Source organism: Microbacterium sp. 18062 (genome assembly GCF_902706225.1).
GTDB lineage: Bacteria > Actinomycetota > Actinomycetes > Actinomycetales > Microbacteriaceae > Microbacterium.
Window position 1 is genome coordinate 30,556 of the sequence record NZ_CACSKB010000032.1, and the last position, 16,944, is coordinate 47,499.

The following is a 16,944-nucleotide window of genomic DNA, read 5'->3' on the forward strand; positions in this document are numbered from 1 at the left end:
CGTGACGATCCCTGAGAGGGATTCCCCCGCCCTCCCGGACGGGCATCGGCCGCGGGTCGCCGACGCGGCGCCCGCGCTCGATCGAATCCTGATCGCGTGGGAGCGGCACGAGGGCTCCGACCGGCGGTCGACCTCGCACCGGCTGCTTCGCGCGCTGGCCGGCGGACCCGGGCCGGTGCGGTCCGGCCCGTGTCCGCGCTGCGGGGGCGCACACGGACGCCCCCGCGTGCCGGATCGTGCGTTCGAGGTTTCCGTGTCCTACACGGACGATCTCGCGATCGTCGCCGCCGTCCCGTCCTCGGCGGCCGACGCCATCGGCATCGACGCGCAGGCCGGCGAGCCCGATGGCATCGCGTCCGCCGACCGGCTGCGCCCCGGGACGACGCTCCTGGACTGGACCCGGATCGAGGCGGCGCTGAAAGCCGATGGCCGCGGCCTCGCCGTCGATCCGGGTCGGGTGTCCGTCTCGGCGGGTCCGGACGGCTGGACCGCGCTCGTCCCCGGTCGCGCGGCGCCCGTCCTGGGTCGTGACGTCGACGGGCCCGACGGCGTCGTGGTCAGCGTCGCGATCGTGCCCGCGGCAACCGAGGGAGCGCGGGCCGATCCACCCACCGCCTGAGCAGCTCGCCGGCGGAGGGCTCCGCAGCAACCGCCAGGGCGCGGAAGTCGTCCGTCGTCGCGAGCGCGTGCCGGTACCGCGCCACCCATTCCCGCAGCAGCGCGAAGAAGCGCTCGTCGCCGAGCGTCAGCCGCAGAGCGTGCAGGGTCAGCGCGCCTCGCTTGTACACGCGGTCGTCGAACATGAGATCGGCACCGGGATCGCCGAGCACGAGGTCCTGCGGCTCGGCGCGGAGCCTCGCGTGGTGCGCCTCGGCGCAGGCCTCGGCGCTCGCGTCGCCGGTGGCCTCTGACCAGATCCACTCGGCGTAGCAGGCGAAGCCCTCGTTCAGCCAGATATCGCGCCAGCTCTCGATGCCGACGCTGTTGCCGAACCACTGATGCGCGAGTTCATGGGCCACCAGGCGCTCGCTGTCCGCATCCAGATGGTTCGCGCCGAACACCGCCATGCCCTGCGATTCGAGCGGGATCTCCAGCTCGTCCGCCGTGACCACGATCGTGTACTGCGGCTGCGGGTAGGCGCCAAACGCATCCTCGAAGACGACGCCCATCGCGGCGACCTTGTCGAACGCGGCGACCGCGGGAGCACGGAGCGCGGGCGGCGCCCAGAGCTCCACCGGCAGAGGGCCGGCCGAGGGCAGCTCGGTGCGCGCGTAGCGCCCGATCTGCACGGCGGCGAGGTAGGTCGCGGTGGGCACGTCGGAGACGTACTCGGCGACACGGCGGCGTCCGGCGACGCGGTCCTCGACCCTGGTGCCGGTCGCGACGGCGACGTAGTCCCGGTCGGTGGTGATCCGCATCCGATACCGGGCCCGGTCGTCCGGTCGGTCGTTGCAGGGGAACCAGGTGGGCGCCCCGGTGGGCTGGTTCGCGACGAGCGCGCCGTCGGCGAGCTCCTCCCAGCCGATCGAGCCCCAGCGGGAACGCCGCGGCGCGGGCGCCCCGGCGTAGACGACCTCGAGCGAGAACTCCTCGCCCGCCTCGAGCCGGCGCGGCAGGCCGATCTGCAGAGCGCGCGGTCCCTGGCGGAAGGAGACGGACGATGTGCCGTCGAGGCGGATCCGGGATGCGCGGAGCCCGACGAGATCGAGCGTCACGGTCGACGTCGTCCGCGCGGCGATCGCGTTGACCACCGCCCGCCCCTCGAGACGGTTCGTGCGCACGCGGTAGTCGATCTCGAGGTCGTACGACACGACGTCGTACGACAGATCCCCGCTCTGCGGGGCGTAGGCGTCGCCGGCCGTCACGACGTCGACTGGTAGGCGCGCGCCTTCACCGCGCGCCAGGGTCCGATGGGGTTGCCGCTCCACCGAGTGCCCACCGGCACCGACTCGCCGCGCATCACCAGCGACGCGGGCCCCACGGTCGCGTCCGCCCGGATCACCGCGGCGGGCAGGACGACACTGTGCGGCCCGAGGGTCGCACCGGGCTCGAGCTCCACGGCATCCATGCTCATGATTCGATCATGGAACAGGTGCGTCTGCACGACGCAGCCCCGATTGACCGTGGATCCGTCGCCGAGGGTCACCAGATCCGGCTCCGGCAGCCAGTACGAGTCGCACCAGACGCCGCGGCCGACCCGGGCGCCCAGCGCACGCAGCCAGACCGCGAGCGCGGGCGTGCCGACGGCCGCTCGGGCGAACCACGGCGCCGCCAGCATCTCGGTGAAGGTGTCCACCACCTCGGTGCGCCACACGAAGCCCGACCACAGCGGCTGTTCGCCGGCCCGGATCGGACCGACGATGCCCCACTTCGCCACGACCGTGATCCCGGCCGCCACCGCGCCGGCGGCGAGCATCACGAGCCCGGACAGCAGCAGCGTCCACCCGATGCCGACCACCGCGACGAGGGCTGCGAGCGCGAACAGCACGGCCACCCCCAGCGCGCAGGTCACGAACACCGGCACGATGCGGCACAGCTCCCACAGGGTGCGGGCGAGCCGCAGGGCCGGAGTCGGACGGTAGGTGCGGCTCTCGTCGCCGACCGCGACCGCGCGACGCAGGCGCACGGCGGGCGATCCGAGCCAGGACGAGCCGGCCTTCGCCCTCCGGGGCGCCGCCGACAGCACCGCGACGAGGCCGTCGCGCGGCACGCGGTGCCCGGGCGCCGCCATGCCGGAGTTCCCGAGGAACGCCCGCTTGCCGATGCGCACCGGTCCCACGCGCAGCCAGCCGGCGTGCAGCTCGTACGAGGCCACCATCGTGTCATCGGCGAGGAACGCGCCGTCCCCGATGCGGGCCATCGAGGGGATGAGCAGCACCGTCGACGCCTCGACGTCCCGCCCGACGCGGGCGCCCAGCATCCGCAGCCAGACCGGGGTGAACAGGCTCGAGTAGAGCGGGAAGAGGATGGTGCGCGCCGAGTCGAGCAGCCGCTCGGTGGTCCACGCCTGCCACGCCACGCGGCTGCGCACTCCGTATGTGCCCTCACGGAGGCCGATCGAGAGCAGTCGCACCGCGATCACCACGGCGCCGGCGAAGACCGTGCCGGTGACGAGTACGGCGGGCACGAGCCACAGGAGCGCGGCGCCGAACGCCGCGGCGAGATCGGGAGCGCTGCGCATCCCCAGGGCGAGCACGACCGCACCGGCGACGAAGGCCGCGACCGGCAGCAGAGCGAGCCCCAGCGCAGATGCCGCGTACGCCCACAGCCACGCGTGCCGCGTCGGCGGCCGGTGATCGGGCCAGTCGCGCGCGACCTCGCCCACCCGCACCGCCGGGGATCCGGCCCACGTCTGATCGGCGCGCACCCGACCGAAGACGGCCGATCCCGCGGCCACCGCGGCTCGCTGGCCGATGCGCGTTCCCGGGGCGAGCGTGCTGCGCGCCCCGACGGTCGCCTCGGCTCCGATCCGGATCCCGCCGAGCCTCAGCAGGTCGCCGTCGATCCAGTACCCCTTGAGGTCGACCTCCGGCTCGATCGACGCGCGATCGCCGATCTCGAGCATCCCGGTCACCGGCGGCAGCGTGTGCAGGTCGACGTCGCGGCCGATCTTCGCGCCGAGAGCCCGGGCGTAGTAGGTCACCCACGGCGCGCCCGCGAGGCCCACCGCGTCGACCTGGTCGGCGATCTGCTCGGCGAGCCAGAGGCGCAGGTGCACCGACCCGCCGCGCGGGTGGTCGCCCGGGCGCACCCCGGCCAGCAGCATCCGGGCGGACAGGGCCGAGATCGCCATCCGCCCGAACGGCGTCGCGAACACGATCCACCCGATCACGAGCAGCCAGACCGGGGCCGTGGGAAGGGCCCCGAAGCCGGGGAACAGGTTCAGCACCGTGCCCGCGGTGAGCACGTACAGCAGCCAGCGCACGCCCGACAGGATGAACAACGGCGCCCCGGCGAGGGTCTGCACCCACTGCGCGGCGCGCGGGGTCGGCAGAGGCCGCCGGTACTGCGCCGCACCCTCGTCCACGAGGAACGGCCCGAGCGCCTTCGCCATGGCGCCCAGCCGCGGCACGTCGTAGATGTCGGCGACGGCGAAATCGGGCACGCGGGCGCGGATGCGGGAGACGAGCTGCGCCGCCGAGAGGGATCCGCCGCCGAGGTCGAAGAAGTCCGCCTTCGGTCCGGGCACCGGCACCCCGAGCACCGCCTGCCATTGCTCGGCGAGCCACTCCTCGGTGGCGGTGAGGCCGGCCACCGGCACCTCGACGCCGGGCAGCGGCCAGGGGAGCGCCGCCCGGTCGACCTTGCCCGAGGTGCGCGCCGGCAGCTCGTCGACGGTCGCGAGCAGGGGCACGATGGCCGCAGGCAGGCTCTCGTCGAGCTGCGCCCGCGCCGCCGCGCGATCCAGCCCCACTCCCGGTTCCATCACGAGATACCCGACGAGCACCGACACCCCGGCCTCGGTCTGTCGCACCGCCGCGGCCGCCGCGGTCACCCCGCCGAGGTCCTGCAGCGCGGACTCGACCTCGCCGAGCTCGATCCGCCGCCCGCCGACCTTCACCTGGTCGTCGGCGCGTCCCTGGAAGACGAGTCCCTCCGGGTCGTACCGCACCAGGTCTCCCGAGCGGTACGCGCGCTCCCACCCGAGCGAGTCCATCGGGGCATACTTCTGCGCGTCCTTCTCCGGGTCGAGGTAGCGGGCGAGGCCCACTCCCCCGATGATGAGCTCGCCGATCCCGCCCTCGGGCACCCGGAACCCGTCGGCGTCCACGACCGCGAGCGCCCAGCCGTCGAGCGGCATGCCGATCCGCACCGGCACGGAACCGTCGAGGACGGCCCCGCAGGCGACGACCGTCGCCTCGGTCGGACCGTACGTGTTCCACACCTCGCGACCGTCCGACACCAGACGTGCGACCAGCTCGGGAGGGCACGCCTCACCCCCGAAGATCAGCAGCCGCACGTTCTCGATCGACTCGGCCGGCCACATCGCCGCGAGGGTCGGCACCGTGGAGACCACCGTGATGCCCTGGCGGATGAGCCACGGCGCCAGATCCTCCCCCGACCGCACGAGGGCGCGCGGCGCCGGCACGAGACAGGCTCCGTGCCGCCACGCGAGCCACATCTCCTCGCAGGAGGCGTCGAAGGCGACGGACAGACCGGCGAGCACGCGGTCGCCCGGGCCCAGCGGCGCATCCTGCAGGAACAGGCGGGCCTCGGCGTCCACGAAGGCCGCGGCGGAGCGGTGCGAGACCGCGACCCCCTTCGGCACTCCCGTGGAGCCGGAGGTGAAGATGATCCACGCGTCGTCGTCGACGGTCGGGGACGGCACGGTGAGGGTCGCGTGCGTCGACGGATGCGGCGGCGCGCCGCGGTACAGCTCCTCCGCCTCGGCGGGTTCCGCATCCGCATTGCCTGCCGGAACGAACGCCCCGCCGGCACCGATGATCCCCCGCACCGCGGCCTCGCCGAACACGAGCCGCGCCCGCTCGTCCGGGTCGTCGGCGTCGACGGGCACGTACGCGGCCCCCACCGCGATGACCGCGAGGATGGAGATGTACAGCTCCTTGGCCCCGGACGGCATCCGCACCCCGACCCGGTCGCCGCGGCGCACTCCGGCCTCGTGCAGTCGTGCCGCCGTCCGCGACACATGCGCCATGAGCTCGCGGTAGCTGAGAGCGTCGGAGCCGTCGTCGATCGCCGACGCCTCCGGATGACGCATCGCGGTGTCGCGCAGGATGTCGAGAAGCGTCCGGGGAGCCGGAGCATCCGCGCGGCGATCGAGCGCCGCCTGCGAATCATGGTGCATCCCCCCACGCTAGGGAGCGCAGATGAACGAGCGGTGACGCCACGCTCACTCCCGCGCCTGCCGGCCCGCCGTCGTTCACCTTCCGTTCACCACCACTGCCCACTCTGGTAAACGCACGTGTCTAGCGTCGACAGAGCCCTGCACCGGGCACGTATCCCCGACTTGTGAAGGATTCTTCTGTGAAGATCAACCGCATCGCCCAGGTGGGCGCCCTCGCCGCTGTCGCAGCACTCGCACTCGCCGGCTGCGCATCGAACGAAGGCGGCAGCGACTCGAGCTCCGCTCCCGAAGGCGGTCTCTCCGGCAACCTCGTCGGCGGCGGCGCCTCGTCGCAGGAGGTCGCCGTCCAGGCGTGGACCGCAGGCCTCCAGGCGACCAACTCCGACCTCACGATCGACTACGACCCCGCCGGCTCCGGCACGGGCCGCGAGTCCTTCCAGGCCGGCGCCGTCGGCTTCGCCGGCTCCGACCGCGCGTTCAAGACCGACGAGATCGAGGCCGGCCCCTTCGACGCGTGCGTCGAGGGCTCGGACCTCGTCGAGATCCCCGCCTACATCTCGCCGATCGCGATCGTCTTCAACCTCGAGGGCATCGACTCGCTCAACCTCGACCCGGCGACCCTCGCGGGCATCTTCACGGGCACGATCACCGCCTGGGACGACCCGGCGATCGTCGCCCTCAACGAAGGCGTCGACCTCCCGTCGTCCGCCATCAACGCCGTGCACCGCTCGGACAAGTCCGGCACGACCGGCAACTTCACCGACTACCTGAGCGCGACCGCCGAGTCGGAGTGGACGTACGGCTCGGTCGAGGAATGGCCGATCTCGGGCGGCGAGGCCGCACAGGGCACGTCGGGCGTCATCTCGGCCGTCGAGGGCGGCCAGGGCACGATCGGCTACGCGGACGCCTCCCGCGCGGGCAGCCTCGGCACCGTCGCGATCCAGGTCGGCGACGACTTCGTCTCGTACTCGCCCGAGGCCGCGGCCGCGATCGTCGACGCCTCCCCCGAGGAGGAGGGGCGCGCCGCGACCGACATCGCGATCGAGCTCGACCGCGCCACCGCCGAGGCCGGCACCTACCCGATCGTCCTGGTGAGCTACCTCATCGGTTGCGCCGAGTACACCGACTCCGCGACCGCCGAGCTCGTGAAGGGCTTCTTCTCCTACGCCGTCAGCGAGGAAGGCCAGACCGCCGCAGCGGATGCGGCCGGCAGCGCCCCGATCTCGGACACCCTGCGCGAGCAGGTCAACACCGCCATCGAGGCCATCAAGTAATCTCGCGGGTGCCCGGTGCCGGCTCTGTCCGGTACCGGGCACCGGTGCGACCACTCCCTTTCTCAGCGAGAGAATCGAGCCATGACCTCCACACCCACGGCGCCGCGGACCGGGACGCCTATGAAGGGCAAACAGCGGGCCGGCGACCGATGGTTCTCGGGCACGGCACTCGCCGCCGGCTCGATGATCCTCGTGACCCTCGCCGCCGTCGCGATCTTCCTCGTCGTGCAGTCTCTGCCCGCGCTTGTCGCCACGAACGAGACGGCATCGATCCTCCCCACGAACTTCTGGGACTACGTCTGGCCGCTCGTCTTCGGCACCGTCTGGGCGGCGACCCTCGCACTCATCATGGCCGTCCCGCTCTCGCTCGGCGTCGCCCTCTTCATCTCGCACTACGCGCCGCGCCGCCTCTCGCAGGCGCTCGGCTACGTCGTCGACCTCCTCGCCGCCGTCCCCTCGGTCGTCTTCGGCCTCTGGGGCATCGGCGTGCTCGCACCGGCCGTCCAGCCGATCTACACCTGGTTCGTCGAGAACGCCGGATGGTTCCCGCTCTTCAGCGGCCCGGTCTCGAGCACCGGCCGCACGATCTTCACCGCCGCCGTCGTGCTGGCGGTCATGGTCACCCCGATCATCACCGCGATCTGTCGCGAGATCTTCCTGCAGACCCCCGTCCTCCACGAGGAGGCGGCACTCGCACTCGGCGCGACCCGCTGGGAGATGATCCGGATGGCCGTCCTCCCCTTCGGGCGCAGCGGCATCGTCTCCGCCGCGATGCTCGGTCTCGGCCGTGCACTCGGCGAGACGATGGCCGTCGCGATGGTGCTGTCGGTCTCCGGCGGCATCTCCTTCGCGCTCTTCACTCCGGACAACCCCAACACCATCGCGGCGAACATCGCGCTGAGCTTCCCCGAGGCGTACGGGACGAACATCAACGTCCTCATCGCGACGGGCCTCATCCTGTTCGTCGTGACCTTCGCCGTCAACGCCGTCGCCCGCTACATCGTGAGTCGGCGCAAGGAATTCTCGGGGGCCAACTGACATGACCACGACCGCGACTCCCCCGACCCGGCCCGCGAACGCGGGCGCCGCTCCTACCCGGCTGACGAATGGGCGTCTCCCCGCATGGGCACCGTGGACGCTGCTCGGGGCCTCCCTGCTGGTCACGTTCGTCCTCTTCCTGGTGCTCGGCACCGCCGGCGGCGAGGGCCTGAATGTCGCAGGCTGGCTGCTCTCGGCCGCGATCGTCTACCTCGTGCTGATCTACGTCCTGTCGGCGATCATCGAGGGGCGCCGCAAGGCGTTCGACCGGCTCATCACCGGAGTCGTGACCGCCGCGTTCCTCATCGCGATGGTCCCGCTCATCTCGGTGGCGTACACGGTCGTCACCCTCGGCGCCCCGAACTGGAGCGGGGAGTTCTTCTCGAGCTCGATGCGCAACGTCGTGGGCGAAGGCGGCGGCGCACTGCACGCGATCGTGGGAACCGTGCTGATCACCCTCGCGGCGGCGGTCATCAGCATCCCGATCGGCCTGTTCACGGCGATCTATCTGATCGAGTACGGCAAGAACAATCGGCTCGCGCGCGGCATCACGTTCCTCGTCGACGTCATGACCGGCATCCCCTCGATCGTCGCGGGCCTGTTCGCCTACGCCCTGTTCGCGCTCTTCCTGGGGCCTGGCGTGCGCCTGGGCATCATCGGGTCGATCGCCCTCGCGGTGCTGATGATCCCGGTGGTCGTCCGATCCACCGAGGAGATGCTGCGGCTCGTGCCGAACGAACTGCGCGAGGCGTCGCTGGCGCTCGGCGTGCCGAAGTGGCTGACGATCCTCAAGGTCGTGCTGCCGACATCCATCGCCGGCATCACGACCGGTGTCATGCTGGCCATCTCCCGCGTCATCGGCGAGACCGCGCCGCTGCTGATCACCGCGGGCTTCACCGCATCCATGAACTACGACCTCTTCAGCGGTCGGATGCAGACCCTCCCGGTCTTCACCTACACGCAGTACATGAACCAGGGCATTCCGCCCGAGGCCTACGTCGGTCGGGCATGGGCCGCGGCGCTCACCCTCATCGTCATCGTCATGCTGCTCAACCTCGTCGCCCGGACCGTCGCGAAGGTCTTCGCGCCGAAGACCGGCCGCTGACCTCCCGAGAGAAAGAACCTCCGTGTCCAAGAGCATCGAAGTCAACGACCTCAACGTCTACTACAGCGACTTCCTCGCGGTGGAAGGCGTGTCCCTCCAGATCGACCCGCGCAGCGTCACCGCGTTCATCGGCCCGTCCGGATGCGGCAAGTCCACGTTCCTGCGCACGCTGAACCGCATGCACGAGGTCATCCCCGGCGCGCGCGTCGAGGGCGAGGTGCTGCTCGACGGCGACGACCTGTACGGTCCCGGCGTCGATCCGGTGCTCGTGCGCCGGCAGGTGGGCATGGTCTTCCAGCGCCCGAACCCCTTCCCGACGATGTCGATCCGCGAGAACGTGCTGGCGGGCGTGAAGCTCAACAACAAGCGCATCTCGAAGTCCGACGCCGACGCGCTGGTCGAGAAGTCGCTGCAGGGCGCCAACCTCTGGAACGAGGTCAAGGACCGTCTCGACAAGCCCGGTTCGGGCCTCTCCGGCGGTCAGCAGCAGCGTCTGTGCATCGCCCGCGCCATCGCCGTCTCACCCGACGTGCTGCTGATGGACGAGCCGTGCTCGGCCCTCGACCCGATCTCGACGTACGCGATCGAGGAGCTGATCGACGAGCTCAAGAGCGAGTACACGATCGTGATCGTGACGCACAACATGCAGCAGGCGAGCCGCGTCTCGGACAAGACCGCGTTCTTCAACATCGCCGGCACCGGCAAGCCCGGCAAGCTCATCGAGTACGACGACACCTCGGCGATCTTCACGACGCCCTCTGTGCAGGCCACCGAGGACTACGTCTCCGGCCGCTTCGGCTGATCCCGGGAGCGGACGCCTCGTTCGCGCTCTCTCCGCGGAGCACAACGGCGGAGATCGCTCGCGACACACCGGGCATAGGCATCCGTGGACGGGGTGTCGGCAGAAATCCCCGCCGTTGTGTCGGCGCGCGAGCGCCGCCGACGTCGGGCGGCGCTTGTCCTCCCCCACGGCGGATTCCCGTGAGCCGTCCGCCGTCCGGGCCGACGGCATCACCGTACGGGCCCTGGACGGGCACGCTGGCAAGATGTGCGTGTCGCCCGAGCTCACCGTGACGACGTATCGCGCGCTGCGGGACGCCGGCGTGAGCCGTACCGAGCTGACCGCTCGGCTCGCGACCGGTGACCTCACGCGGCTCCGGCGCGGCGTCTACGCGACCGGTGACGCGTGCCCCGCGGTATCGGCAGCAGCAAGCCACGGCGGCGCGCTCGCCTGTGTCACGGCGGCGCGACACCTCGGGCTGTGGGTGCTGTGCGAGGAGACCTCCGTGCACGTGTGGCTGCGGGCGAGCGGTCATCGACGGCACGATCCGGCGGCCGGATGCGACTGCGTCGAGCACTGGGACGAGGGCCCGGCTGTCGACTCCTTCGGCATCCCATCCGTTCCGCGGATCCTGCGGCAGATCCTCGCCTGCCGCGGCGTCGAGGAGTTCTTCGTCATGCTGGAGTCCGCCCTGCGACACGGATCGATCACGGCCGAGGGTCTCGGCTGGTTGCGCGATCACACGAATCCGGCCGCTCGCGACGCGATGGAGCTGGCACGTTCGGACGCGGACAGTGGCCTGGAGTCGCTCCTGCGCTGGCGGCTGCGCCGCTTGGGGCTGAGCATCCGCACGCAGAGGCAGATCCACGCTGTCGGGGTCGTCGACATCCTGATCGGGAATCGTCTGCTCATCGAGGCCGACGGGGTCGACAACCACGCCTCCGCGCCGCTCCGTCACAAGGATCTGGTGCGGGATGCCAACGCCGCCGCATGGCGATACGTGACGTTGCACTTCGACTACGCGCTGATCGTGCACGACTGGGACCTGGTGGAACGCGCCATCCTGGGTCAGATCCTCGCCGGCCACCACCTCTGACCCGTCACCGGGCCGGTGGCGCCCGCCGTGTCACATGCACAACGGCAGAGATTGTCGATGACACACCGTTCGGACCGCCCGCGCGCCCGCGCGTCGGCGCCACCGTCCGCCGTTGTGTCGTGGGGCGGGGGCGCGGGCGCGGGGACGTCAGTCGCGCGGGGAGAGCAGGTAGGCGTTCAGCTCGCGGGTGAAGTCGGGGTCGTACGGCAGCGGGGCGTCGTCGACGGCGGTGATGCCGACCGCGAGGCGCACGCTCGAGACCAGCCAGGCGGCATCCGCGTCGAGAAGCGCGCTGGCGGGCAGGGTCTCGTAGGCGGTCTCGTGACCGCGGTCGGCGAGGTGGGCGAACAGGCTGAGCTGCGTGGTGCCATGCAGGATGCCGGCGCCCGGGGCGGGCGTGACGAACCGGTCGCCCGAGCGCAGCACGAGCGAGGACGTCGGCCCCTCGAGCAGCACGCCGTCGCTCGCGACGAACACGGCATCGGCGGCGCCGCGCCGATGCGCCTCGCGGAGCGCCGCCATGTTGGTCGCGTACGACAGCGTCTTCGCCCCCAGCAGCAGCCACGGCGCCCGGGCCGGGGCACCGCTGTCGAAGCCTCGGTCGAGCGTCACCACGCGCACGCCGTCATGACGCGGCACCGAGTTGTCGGGTGCCGACGACGCCGTGACCCATGCGGTCGGCGCGGGGCCGTGCTCGACGCCACGGCTCAGGATCAGCTTGATGACGCACTCCCCCGGCGGGCATTCCGCCGCGGCGGCCGCGATGGCCTGCGCCCACTGCGTGAGATTCGGCACGGGGAGGTCGCACAGCCGCGCCGAGTGCGCGAGGCGCTCCAGGTGAGCGCCGACCTCCTGCGGATGCCCGTCGACGACGCCGATCGACTCGAAGATGCCGTCGCCGCGCTGGGTGCTGAGCTCGCCCACGCTCAGGGCCGGGGCCGCCGGATCGATCGGCGTGAGGGTCGCTGCGAAATCGGTGCCGGGGTCATCGGATGCGGCGGGATCGAGAAGGAGTGCGTGACGCCAGGCCATGTCGAGAGCCTACGCCGAACGGAATACCCATCGTGCGGCAGCCGTTACACTGGATCAGCCGGGCCGCAGTAACCCCGGGCTCCAAATTCTGCCGCTGCGAGCGGCCTTGCGCCGAGAGGCGTTTCTGCGGCCCGGCACTTCTCTTGGAGCCATGCGGTCGGTTTCCTTCGGGCCGTGCAATCGGTCACGCCCACCTCGCTGAACGCTTCGCGCGCCCCGCGGCATGATCACCCAACCGAGATGGCGGCTGCATCCGAGCCCGAGCGTCGGGGCCGAGCCCGGTCAGGTGAGCGAGTCGCGCCGCCAGAGACCCGCGGATGCCGCGAGATCATCGGCATAGGTGGACAACCGCAGTGCGCGCGTCGTGAGCGTCGACGCACGCTCGGGCTCGGTCGGCTCGTAGTCGTCGGCCAGATGCGTGGCTCCCGCGGCGACCACCCGGCAGAACGCGGCGGCGCGCTCGAGCGCCACCGCGAAGTCGCCCTCGAAGAGCCCCCGCATGATCGTGTCGATCAGGGCGACGAGCTCCTCGGGGCCGGCCGGCGCCGGCGCCCCGGCGACCACCTCGTCGGCCGACGAGAGCTCTATGCGCCCCCGGTCGTAGAGGAACGCGGCCGTGCGGGCGTCGTCGTGGATCATCACCTGCAGCAGGTACAGCCGCCAGAGCGCCCCGGGCAGCGACCGCGCGGGCGCCCGCGACCAGAGCTCCGCGATGTCGTCGATGCCGTGATCGTCGGTGAACGCCACCAGGCGATCGACGGTTCCCGCATCCGGATCCGCGCGGACGCGCGTGAGCAGAGTGGATGCGGTCGAGTGCGCGACCCGAGAGACCTCCGCCGGATCCTGCGCCGAGAAGAGCCGGTCGAACAGCTCCGCGGGCCGCCGGACCGGCTTGTGGAAGGACCTCGAGTCGTCTGTCACCCGAACCAGGCTACCCGCGGAACACGGCCGTCCTCTCGTCGGGTCCCCGGTGGCGGCCCCACCGCTCCGCCGAGGAGGCGGGCAGGGCGCCTCCCGCGTCATGGGCGCACGCCGGAGGGGCCGAGCCCTGGGGCCCGCCCCTCTCCTCGTGGCGCCTCTACGCGGTGTCGACCTCTACGCGGTGTCGACCTCTACGCGGTGTCGATCGTCACGATGGGATCCGTGGTGGGCGCGCCGTCGGGCGACCCGCCCGCGGGTTCCACCGTCACCGCGACGACGTCCCCATCACGGACCGTCCCGGAGAGCACGGCCGTCGCGTCGTCGCCCTCCGCCGAGAACAATCCCGCCGAGATGGCTGCGCCGTCACGGACGTACCAGAGCTCGAACGTCTGGTCGGAGGAGATCGACGGCAGACCGTCCGAGACCAGCACGGCCTCGCCGAGACTCTCGGACCAGTGCAGTGTCGCCTCTCCCCCGCCGGCGAGGGATGCAGCGGCGACCCGGGCGTCGGACGCGCTCTCGATCCGCTCCAGGGCGACGACGGATGCTGGCAGGGCGAGCTGGGAGGAGACGACCGTCACCGCGCCGCCGACGACGAGCACCAGCGCGATGCTCGCGGCGAGCGCGAACCAGGCGCGCGGACCCCAGCCCCTGCGGGCGGGGACCGGGGATGCCGCAGGCGCAGCCGTCGCGGCATCCGGCGTCACAGCGGGCGCAGCATCCCCGGTCACGTCGGGCGCGGCATCCGGGGTCACGTCGAGGGCGGCCTCGGACGTCTCGTCGGGGGTGACATCCGGCGCATCCTGCGGTGTCGCGACGATGCGGGCGAGCAGGGCATCGCGCAGCGCGGGCGGCGGTACGACCTCCGTGACCGTCTCGGCCAGCAGCGCGGCCGAGTCCGCGTCCGCGTCGACCAGCGCGCGACGCGCAGGGTCGGCGGCCAGGGCGTCCGTCAGCGCACGCTCCTCCTCGGGGGTGAGGGCGTGCAGGGCGTGGCCCGCCGAGAGCTCCTCGAAGTCGCGATCGCTCACGATGCCACCCCCATGCTGTTCCTCAGGCGGGACAATCCGTCCCGCATCCGTGTCTTGACCGTGCCCAGCGGCGCTCCGACCAGTGCCGCGATCTCGCTCTGCGAGTATCCGCCGTAGTACGCGAGGGTGATCGCCTCGCGTTGCGCTTCGGGCAGCTCGGCGACGGCCGCGACCACCCGTCTTCCCTCTATTCTCAACTCCACCTGCTCGGCGACGCCATCGTGCGGCACGCCCATGTCGCGGAATCCCGCCCGCACATCACGATCCGTGCTCGACTGCGAGGACCGCACGCGGTCCACGGCACGTCGATGCGCCATCGTGAGCACCCAGGATCTTCCTTGCCCTCTTTTCGGAGCAAACCGGGATGCGGATTGCCAGACCTCGAGGAAGACCTCCTGCAGAACCTCTTCGCTCTGCGCGCGGTCCACGAGCACTCGGAGGATGAGTCCGAACACGCGAGGGGACAGCGTGTCGTACAGGCGCGCGAACGCCGGTCGGTCGCCCGCGGCGACGAGTTGAATCAGATCTCCGATGTGGTCGGCGGACCCGCTCCCGTCGTCGGGCACGTCGATGCCGTCGATCACCATCCGTTCAGCATGCACGACCTCGCGCGCCGCCGTCGGATTCACGGACGGCTTGACACCGGGTCGCTCTCCGGTGCAGCCCGGCCCGACAGCCGGCGCAGCCGCGTTCGAGATCCACCGCAATCCGATACCCGTACGAGCACGAATGGGGAGTACACGTCGCACCGCGGCGGGGATGAGGCGCACCGCCGCATCCGACACGGAACGGCCCTGCGGGGTCTGCACACCGGAGGAAGTCATGCTCACCAAGAAGACGAAGATCACAGCAGGTATCTCGCTCGCGTTCGTGGGTGCGTTCGCTCTCGCCGCATGCAGCGGCGGCTCGTCCATGGAGACGACGGAGTCGTCGGCCCCGATGACCTCCGAGTCGGGCAGCCCCGAGATGGACGCCGCGATGGGCGACCTCGTCGGCGCCGGCTGCGCCGACTATGCCGAGGCCGTGCCGGACGGCGCCGGCTCGGTCGAGGGGATGGCCATGGACCCGGTCGCCACGGCCGCCTCCAACAATCCGCTGCTCACGCAGCTGACCGCGTCGGTCAGCGGACAGCTCAACCCCGACGTCGACCTCGTCGACACCCTCAACAGCGGCGAGTTCACCGTCTTCGCCCCGGTCGACGACGCGTTCGCGAAGATCGACTCGGCGACTCTCGAGACGCTGAAGACCGACTCGGCGCTGCTGACGAAGATTCTCACGTACCACGTGGTGCAGGGCCAGATCGCGCCGGACGAGATCGACGGCACCCACACCACGGTCGAGGGTCAGGACCTCGAGGTCACCGGCAGCGGCGACGACATCATGGTGAACGGCGAGTCCGCCGTGATCTGCGGTGGCGTGCAGACCGCCAACGCGACCGTGTACCTCATCGACACGGTGCTGATGCCGCCGGCAGAGTAGTCCCCTCGGAAGGGGCGTCGGCGGGTTCTTCCGTCGGCGCCCCTTCCGTGTGCTCGCACCATCCCACGCCGTGTCGCCGCAGGTTCGGAGCAGCCGATGCGGCATCGGCACGCCCGCCGGAGAAGTAGGGTGGAGGACGAGGGCCTCTAGCTCAGTCGGTAGAGCATCGGACTTTTAATCCGCGGGTCGTGGGTTCGAGCCCCACGGGGCCCACCACATGGTCGTTACTCGAAACATCGTCGAAAGCGATGCGGAGAACAGCCTGAGAGGGAGAAAACAACAACGAAGAGCCTTCGGTGACGGAGGCTCTTTTGCTGTCCAGGCTCGTGCCGTCATTCTGACCGCTCCGGTGCAGCTTGTCCGCCTCGATCAGGTCCCCGAACGGTGGGTTGAACTCCGCATCGGTGATCTCATCGATGTAGACATAGAGCTTCTTGAAGAGGGCTTGGTTGAGTTGGCGTCGAACGTCGTCACTGGCACGACGGTAGAGGTCTCCCGGGTTCTCAAGAAGCTCCACCGCTGCGTCGATGTAGTCCAGGACCGAAGCCAACTTGCGCTCGGTGCCCTCCTGACGTTCGGTGAGACGCTTCCGGGCTTTGGCGATGTCGTTCATGCGCCTCTTGATGGTTTCCTTTGGCAACGTGCCTTCAGCGGCCAGGTCGAGCAGGTTCTCCTGCTTGACGTCGAGCCGGTGGAGTTCTTCGGTCAGGTGAGCGTGAAGTTCACGCGTGGTCTTCTGGTCATGCTCGACCGTGCGCTGGATGCCTGCGCGAATGTGCTCGACAAGCTTCTGCGAGAGCCGCAGGCTGTCCCAGAACTGCTCGACAGCTCGCTCGACGCGGAGGGTCTGGACATAGCGACTGTCGCAGAGGTGTTCCTGCTTCTGACGGCAGAAGAAGTACTGGTACGTTTCCTCGCCACGGCCCTTGACGTTGGCCAGCACCATCCAGCCAACGCGGTCTTCTTCTCGGCACCTGCCACAGAACAAGCTGCCTTTCAGGTAGTGCTCGTGGATCCGCTTCCGCTCCCCCGTGCTTCGCAGGGAGACGACCTCCTGAACACGCGCGAACAGTTCGCTGTCGATGAGCGCGTTATGCCTGCCCTTGAAGATCTCGCCCTTGTACTTGACGAGGCCGAGATAGTACGGATCTTGCAGGATACGCACGAGTTGGTTCGCGGAGATCTGGCGAGCAGGCCGCGTGGATGTGGCGCGGGTCTTGAGGCCCCGATAGTACAGCTCCTCTGCCAGCTCCGTGTCCCGCGTCAAGTAGTTGGCAGGATTTCTTCTCTTTCGAAGTTGGGGATGGTGGGGTCGGCCAGGCCGAGGTGCACCTCCATCGGCCGGTTCCAAGCGATCGCCTCGTGCGGGCGGACCTCGTTG

Annotated in this window: 13 protein-coding genes, 1 tRNA gene and 1 pseudogene; 8 read left to right on the forward strand and 7 right to left on the reverse strand. The window is 70.7% G+C overall.

Annotated features, from left to right (window positions below):
* The first annotated feature begins 1 nt into the window (after position 1).
* Complete coding sequence (locus GVL03_RS12570; protein WP_159501347.1) at positions 2-619, forward strand: chemotaxis protein CheY; 618 nt, start codon at positions 2-4, stop codon at positions 617-619.
* On the opposite strand, the gene GVL03_RS12575 is transcribed toward GVL03_RS12570, so the two are convergent.
* On the reverse strand, positions 558-1,865 hold the full coding sequence (locus GVL03_RS12575; RefSeq protein ID WP_159501348.1) for a M1 family metallopeptidase: 1,308 nt from the start codon (positions 1,863-1,865) through the stop codon (positions 558-560). The genes GVL03_RS12570 and GVL03_RS12575 overlap by 62 nt on opposite strands.
* The gene (locus GVL03_RS12580; RefSeq protein WP_159501349.1) at positions 1,862-5,806 is read right to left on the reverse strand and encodes a Pls/PosA family non-ribosomal peptide synthetase; all 3,945 of its coding nucleotides are present in this window, start codon (positions 5,804-5,806) and stop codon (positions 1,862-1,864) included. The genes GVL03_RS12575 and GVL03_RS12580 overlap by 4 nt, the downstream gene beginning before the upstream one ends.
* A gap of 179 nt (positions 5,807-5,985) precedes the next feature.
* Here GVL03_RS12580 and pstS point away from each other — a divergent pair, with 179 nt between their 5' ends.
* From pstS to GVL03_RS12605, 5 genes are all read left to right on the forward strand, one after another.
* On the forward strand, positions 5,986-7,080 hold the full coding sequence (gene pstS / locus GVL03_RS12585) for a phosphate ABC transporter substrate-binding protein PstS (protein ID WP_159501350.1): 1,095 nt from the start codon (positions 5,986-5,988) through the stop codon (positions 7,078-7,080).
* A gap of 81 nt (positions 7,081-7,161) precedes the next feature.
* Positions 7,162-8,118 (forward strand): phosphate ABC transporter permease subunit PstC, encoded by a 957-nt coding sequence (gene pstC, locus GVL03_RS12590; protein ID WP_159501351.1) that lies wholly within the window; start codon positions 7,162-7,164, stop codon positions 8,116-8,118.
* 1 nt (position 8,119) lies between these two features.
* Positions 8,120-9,223 carry a phosphate ABC transporter permease PstA gene (gene pstA, locus GVL03_RS12595; RefSeq protein WP_159501352.1) on the forward strand — a complete coding sequence of 368 codons (1,104 nt, stop codon included), beginning with the start codon at positions 8,120-8,122 and terminating at the stop codon, positions 9,221-9,223.
* A gap of 22 nt (positions 9,224-9,245) precedes the next feature.
* Positions 9,246-10,025: a phosphate ABC transporter ATP-binding protein PstB gene (pstB, locus tag GVL03_RS12600; RefSeq protein WP_159501353.1), complete on the forward strand. Its 780-nt coding sequence runs from the start codon at positions 9,246-9,248 to the stop codon at positions 10,023-10,025.
* A 244-nt stretch (positions 10,026-10,269) separates the two neighbouring features.
* Positions 10,270-11,100: a type IV toxin-antitoxin system AbiEi family antitoxin domain-containing protein gene (locus tag GVL03_RS12605; RefSeq protein WP_159501354.1), complete on the forward strand. Its 831-nt coding sequence runs from the start codon at positions 10,270-10,272 to the stop codon at positions 11,098-11,100.
* Positions 11,101-11,247: 147 nt separating this feature from the next.
* On the opposite strand, the gene GVL03_RS12610 is transcribed toward GVL03_RS12605, so the two are convergent.
* The 4 genes from GVL03_RS12610 to sigK all read right to left on the reverse strand — a co-directional run bounded on the left by GVL03_RS12610 (position 11,248) and on the right by sigK (position 14,671).
* Entirely contained in the window at positions 11,248-12,132 is an 885-nt protein-coding gene (locus GVL03_RS12610) for an aminotransferase class IV (RefSeq protein ID WP_159501355.1), read from the reverse strand.
* Positions 12,133-12,414: 282 nt separating this feature from the next.
* Positions 12,415-13,053 carry a DNA-directed RNA polymerase subunit beta gene (locus tag GVL03_RS12615; RefSeq protein ID WP_159501356.1) on the reverse strand — a complete coding sequence of 213 codons (639 nt, stop codon included), beginning with the start codon at positions 13,051-13,053 and terminating at the stop codon, positions 12,415-12,417.
* A 191-nt stretch (positions 13,054-13,244) separates the two neighbouring features.
* Positions 13,245-14,084 (reverse strand): anti-sigma factor domain-containing protein, encoded by an 840-nt coding sequence (locus GVL03_RS12620; protein ID WP_159501357.1) that lies wholly within the window; start codon positions 14,082-14,084, stop codon positions 13,245-13,247.
* Complete coding sequence (gene sigK / locus GVL03_RS12625) at positions 14,081-14,671, reverse strand: ECF RNA polymerase sigma factor SigK (RefSeq protein ID WP_159501358.1); 591 nt, start codon at positions 14,669-14,671, stop codon at positions 14,081-14,083. Before sigK ends, GVL03_RS12620 begins: the two co-directional genes overlap by 4 nt.
* A gap of 235 nt (positions 14,672-14,906) precedes the next feature.
* On the opposite strand from sigK, the gene GVL03_RS12630 reads away from it, so the two are divergent.
* Both GVL03_RS12630 and GVL03_RS12635 read left to right on the forward strand, forming a co-directional pair.
* Positions 14,907-15,563: a fasciclin domain-containing protein gene (locus GVL03_RS12630; RefSeq protein WP_159501359.1), complete on the forward strand. Its 657-nt coding sequence runs from the start codon at positions 14,907-14,909 to the stop codon at positions 15,561-15,563.
* A 140-nt stretch (positions 15,564-15,703) separates the two neighbouring features.
* Positions 15,704-15,779, forward strand: a tRNA-Lys gene (locus tag GVL03_RS12635).
* Between the two features lie 838 nt (positions 15,780-16,617).
* Here the strand turns inward: GVL03_RS12635 and GVL03_RS22730 are convergent.
* Positions 16,618-16,914, reverse strand: a pseudogene (locus GVL03_RS22730) (recombinase family protein); the annotation flags it as partial.
* Between the last annotated feature and the right edge of the window lie 30 nt (positions 16,915-16,944).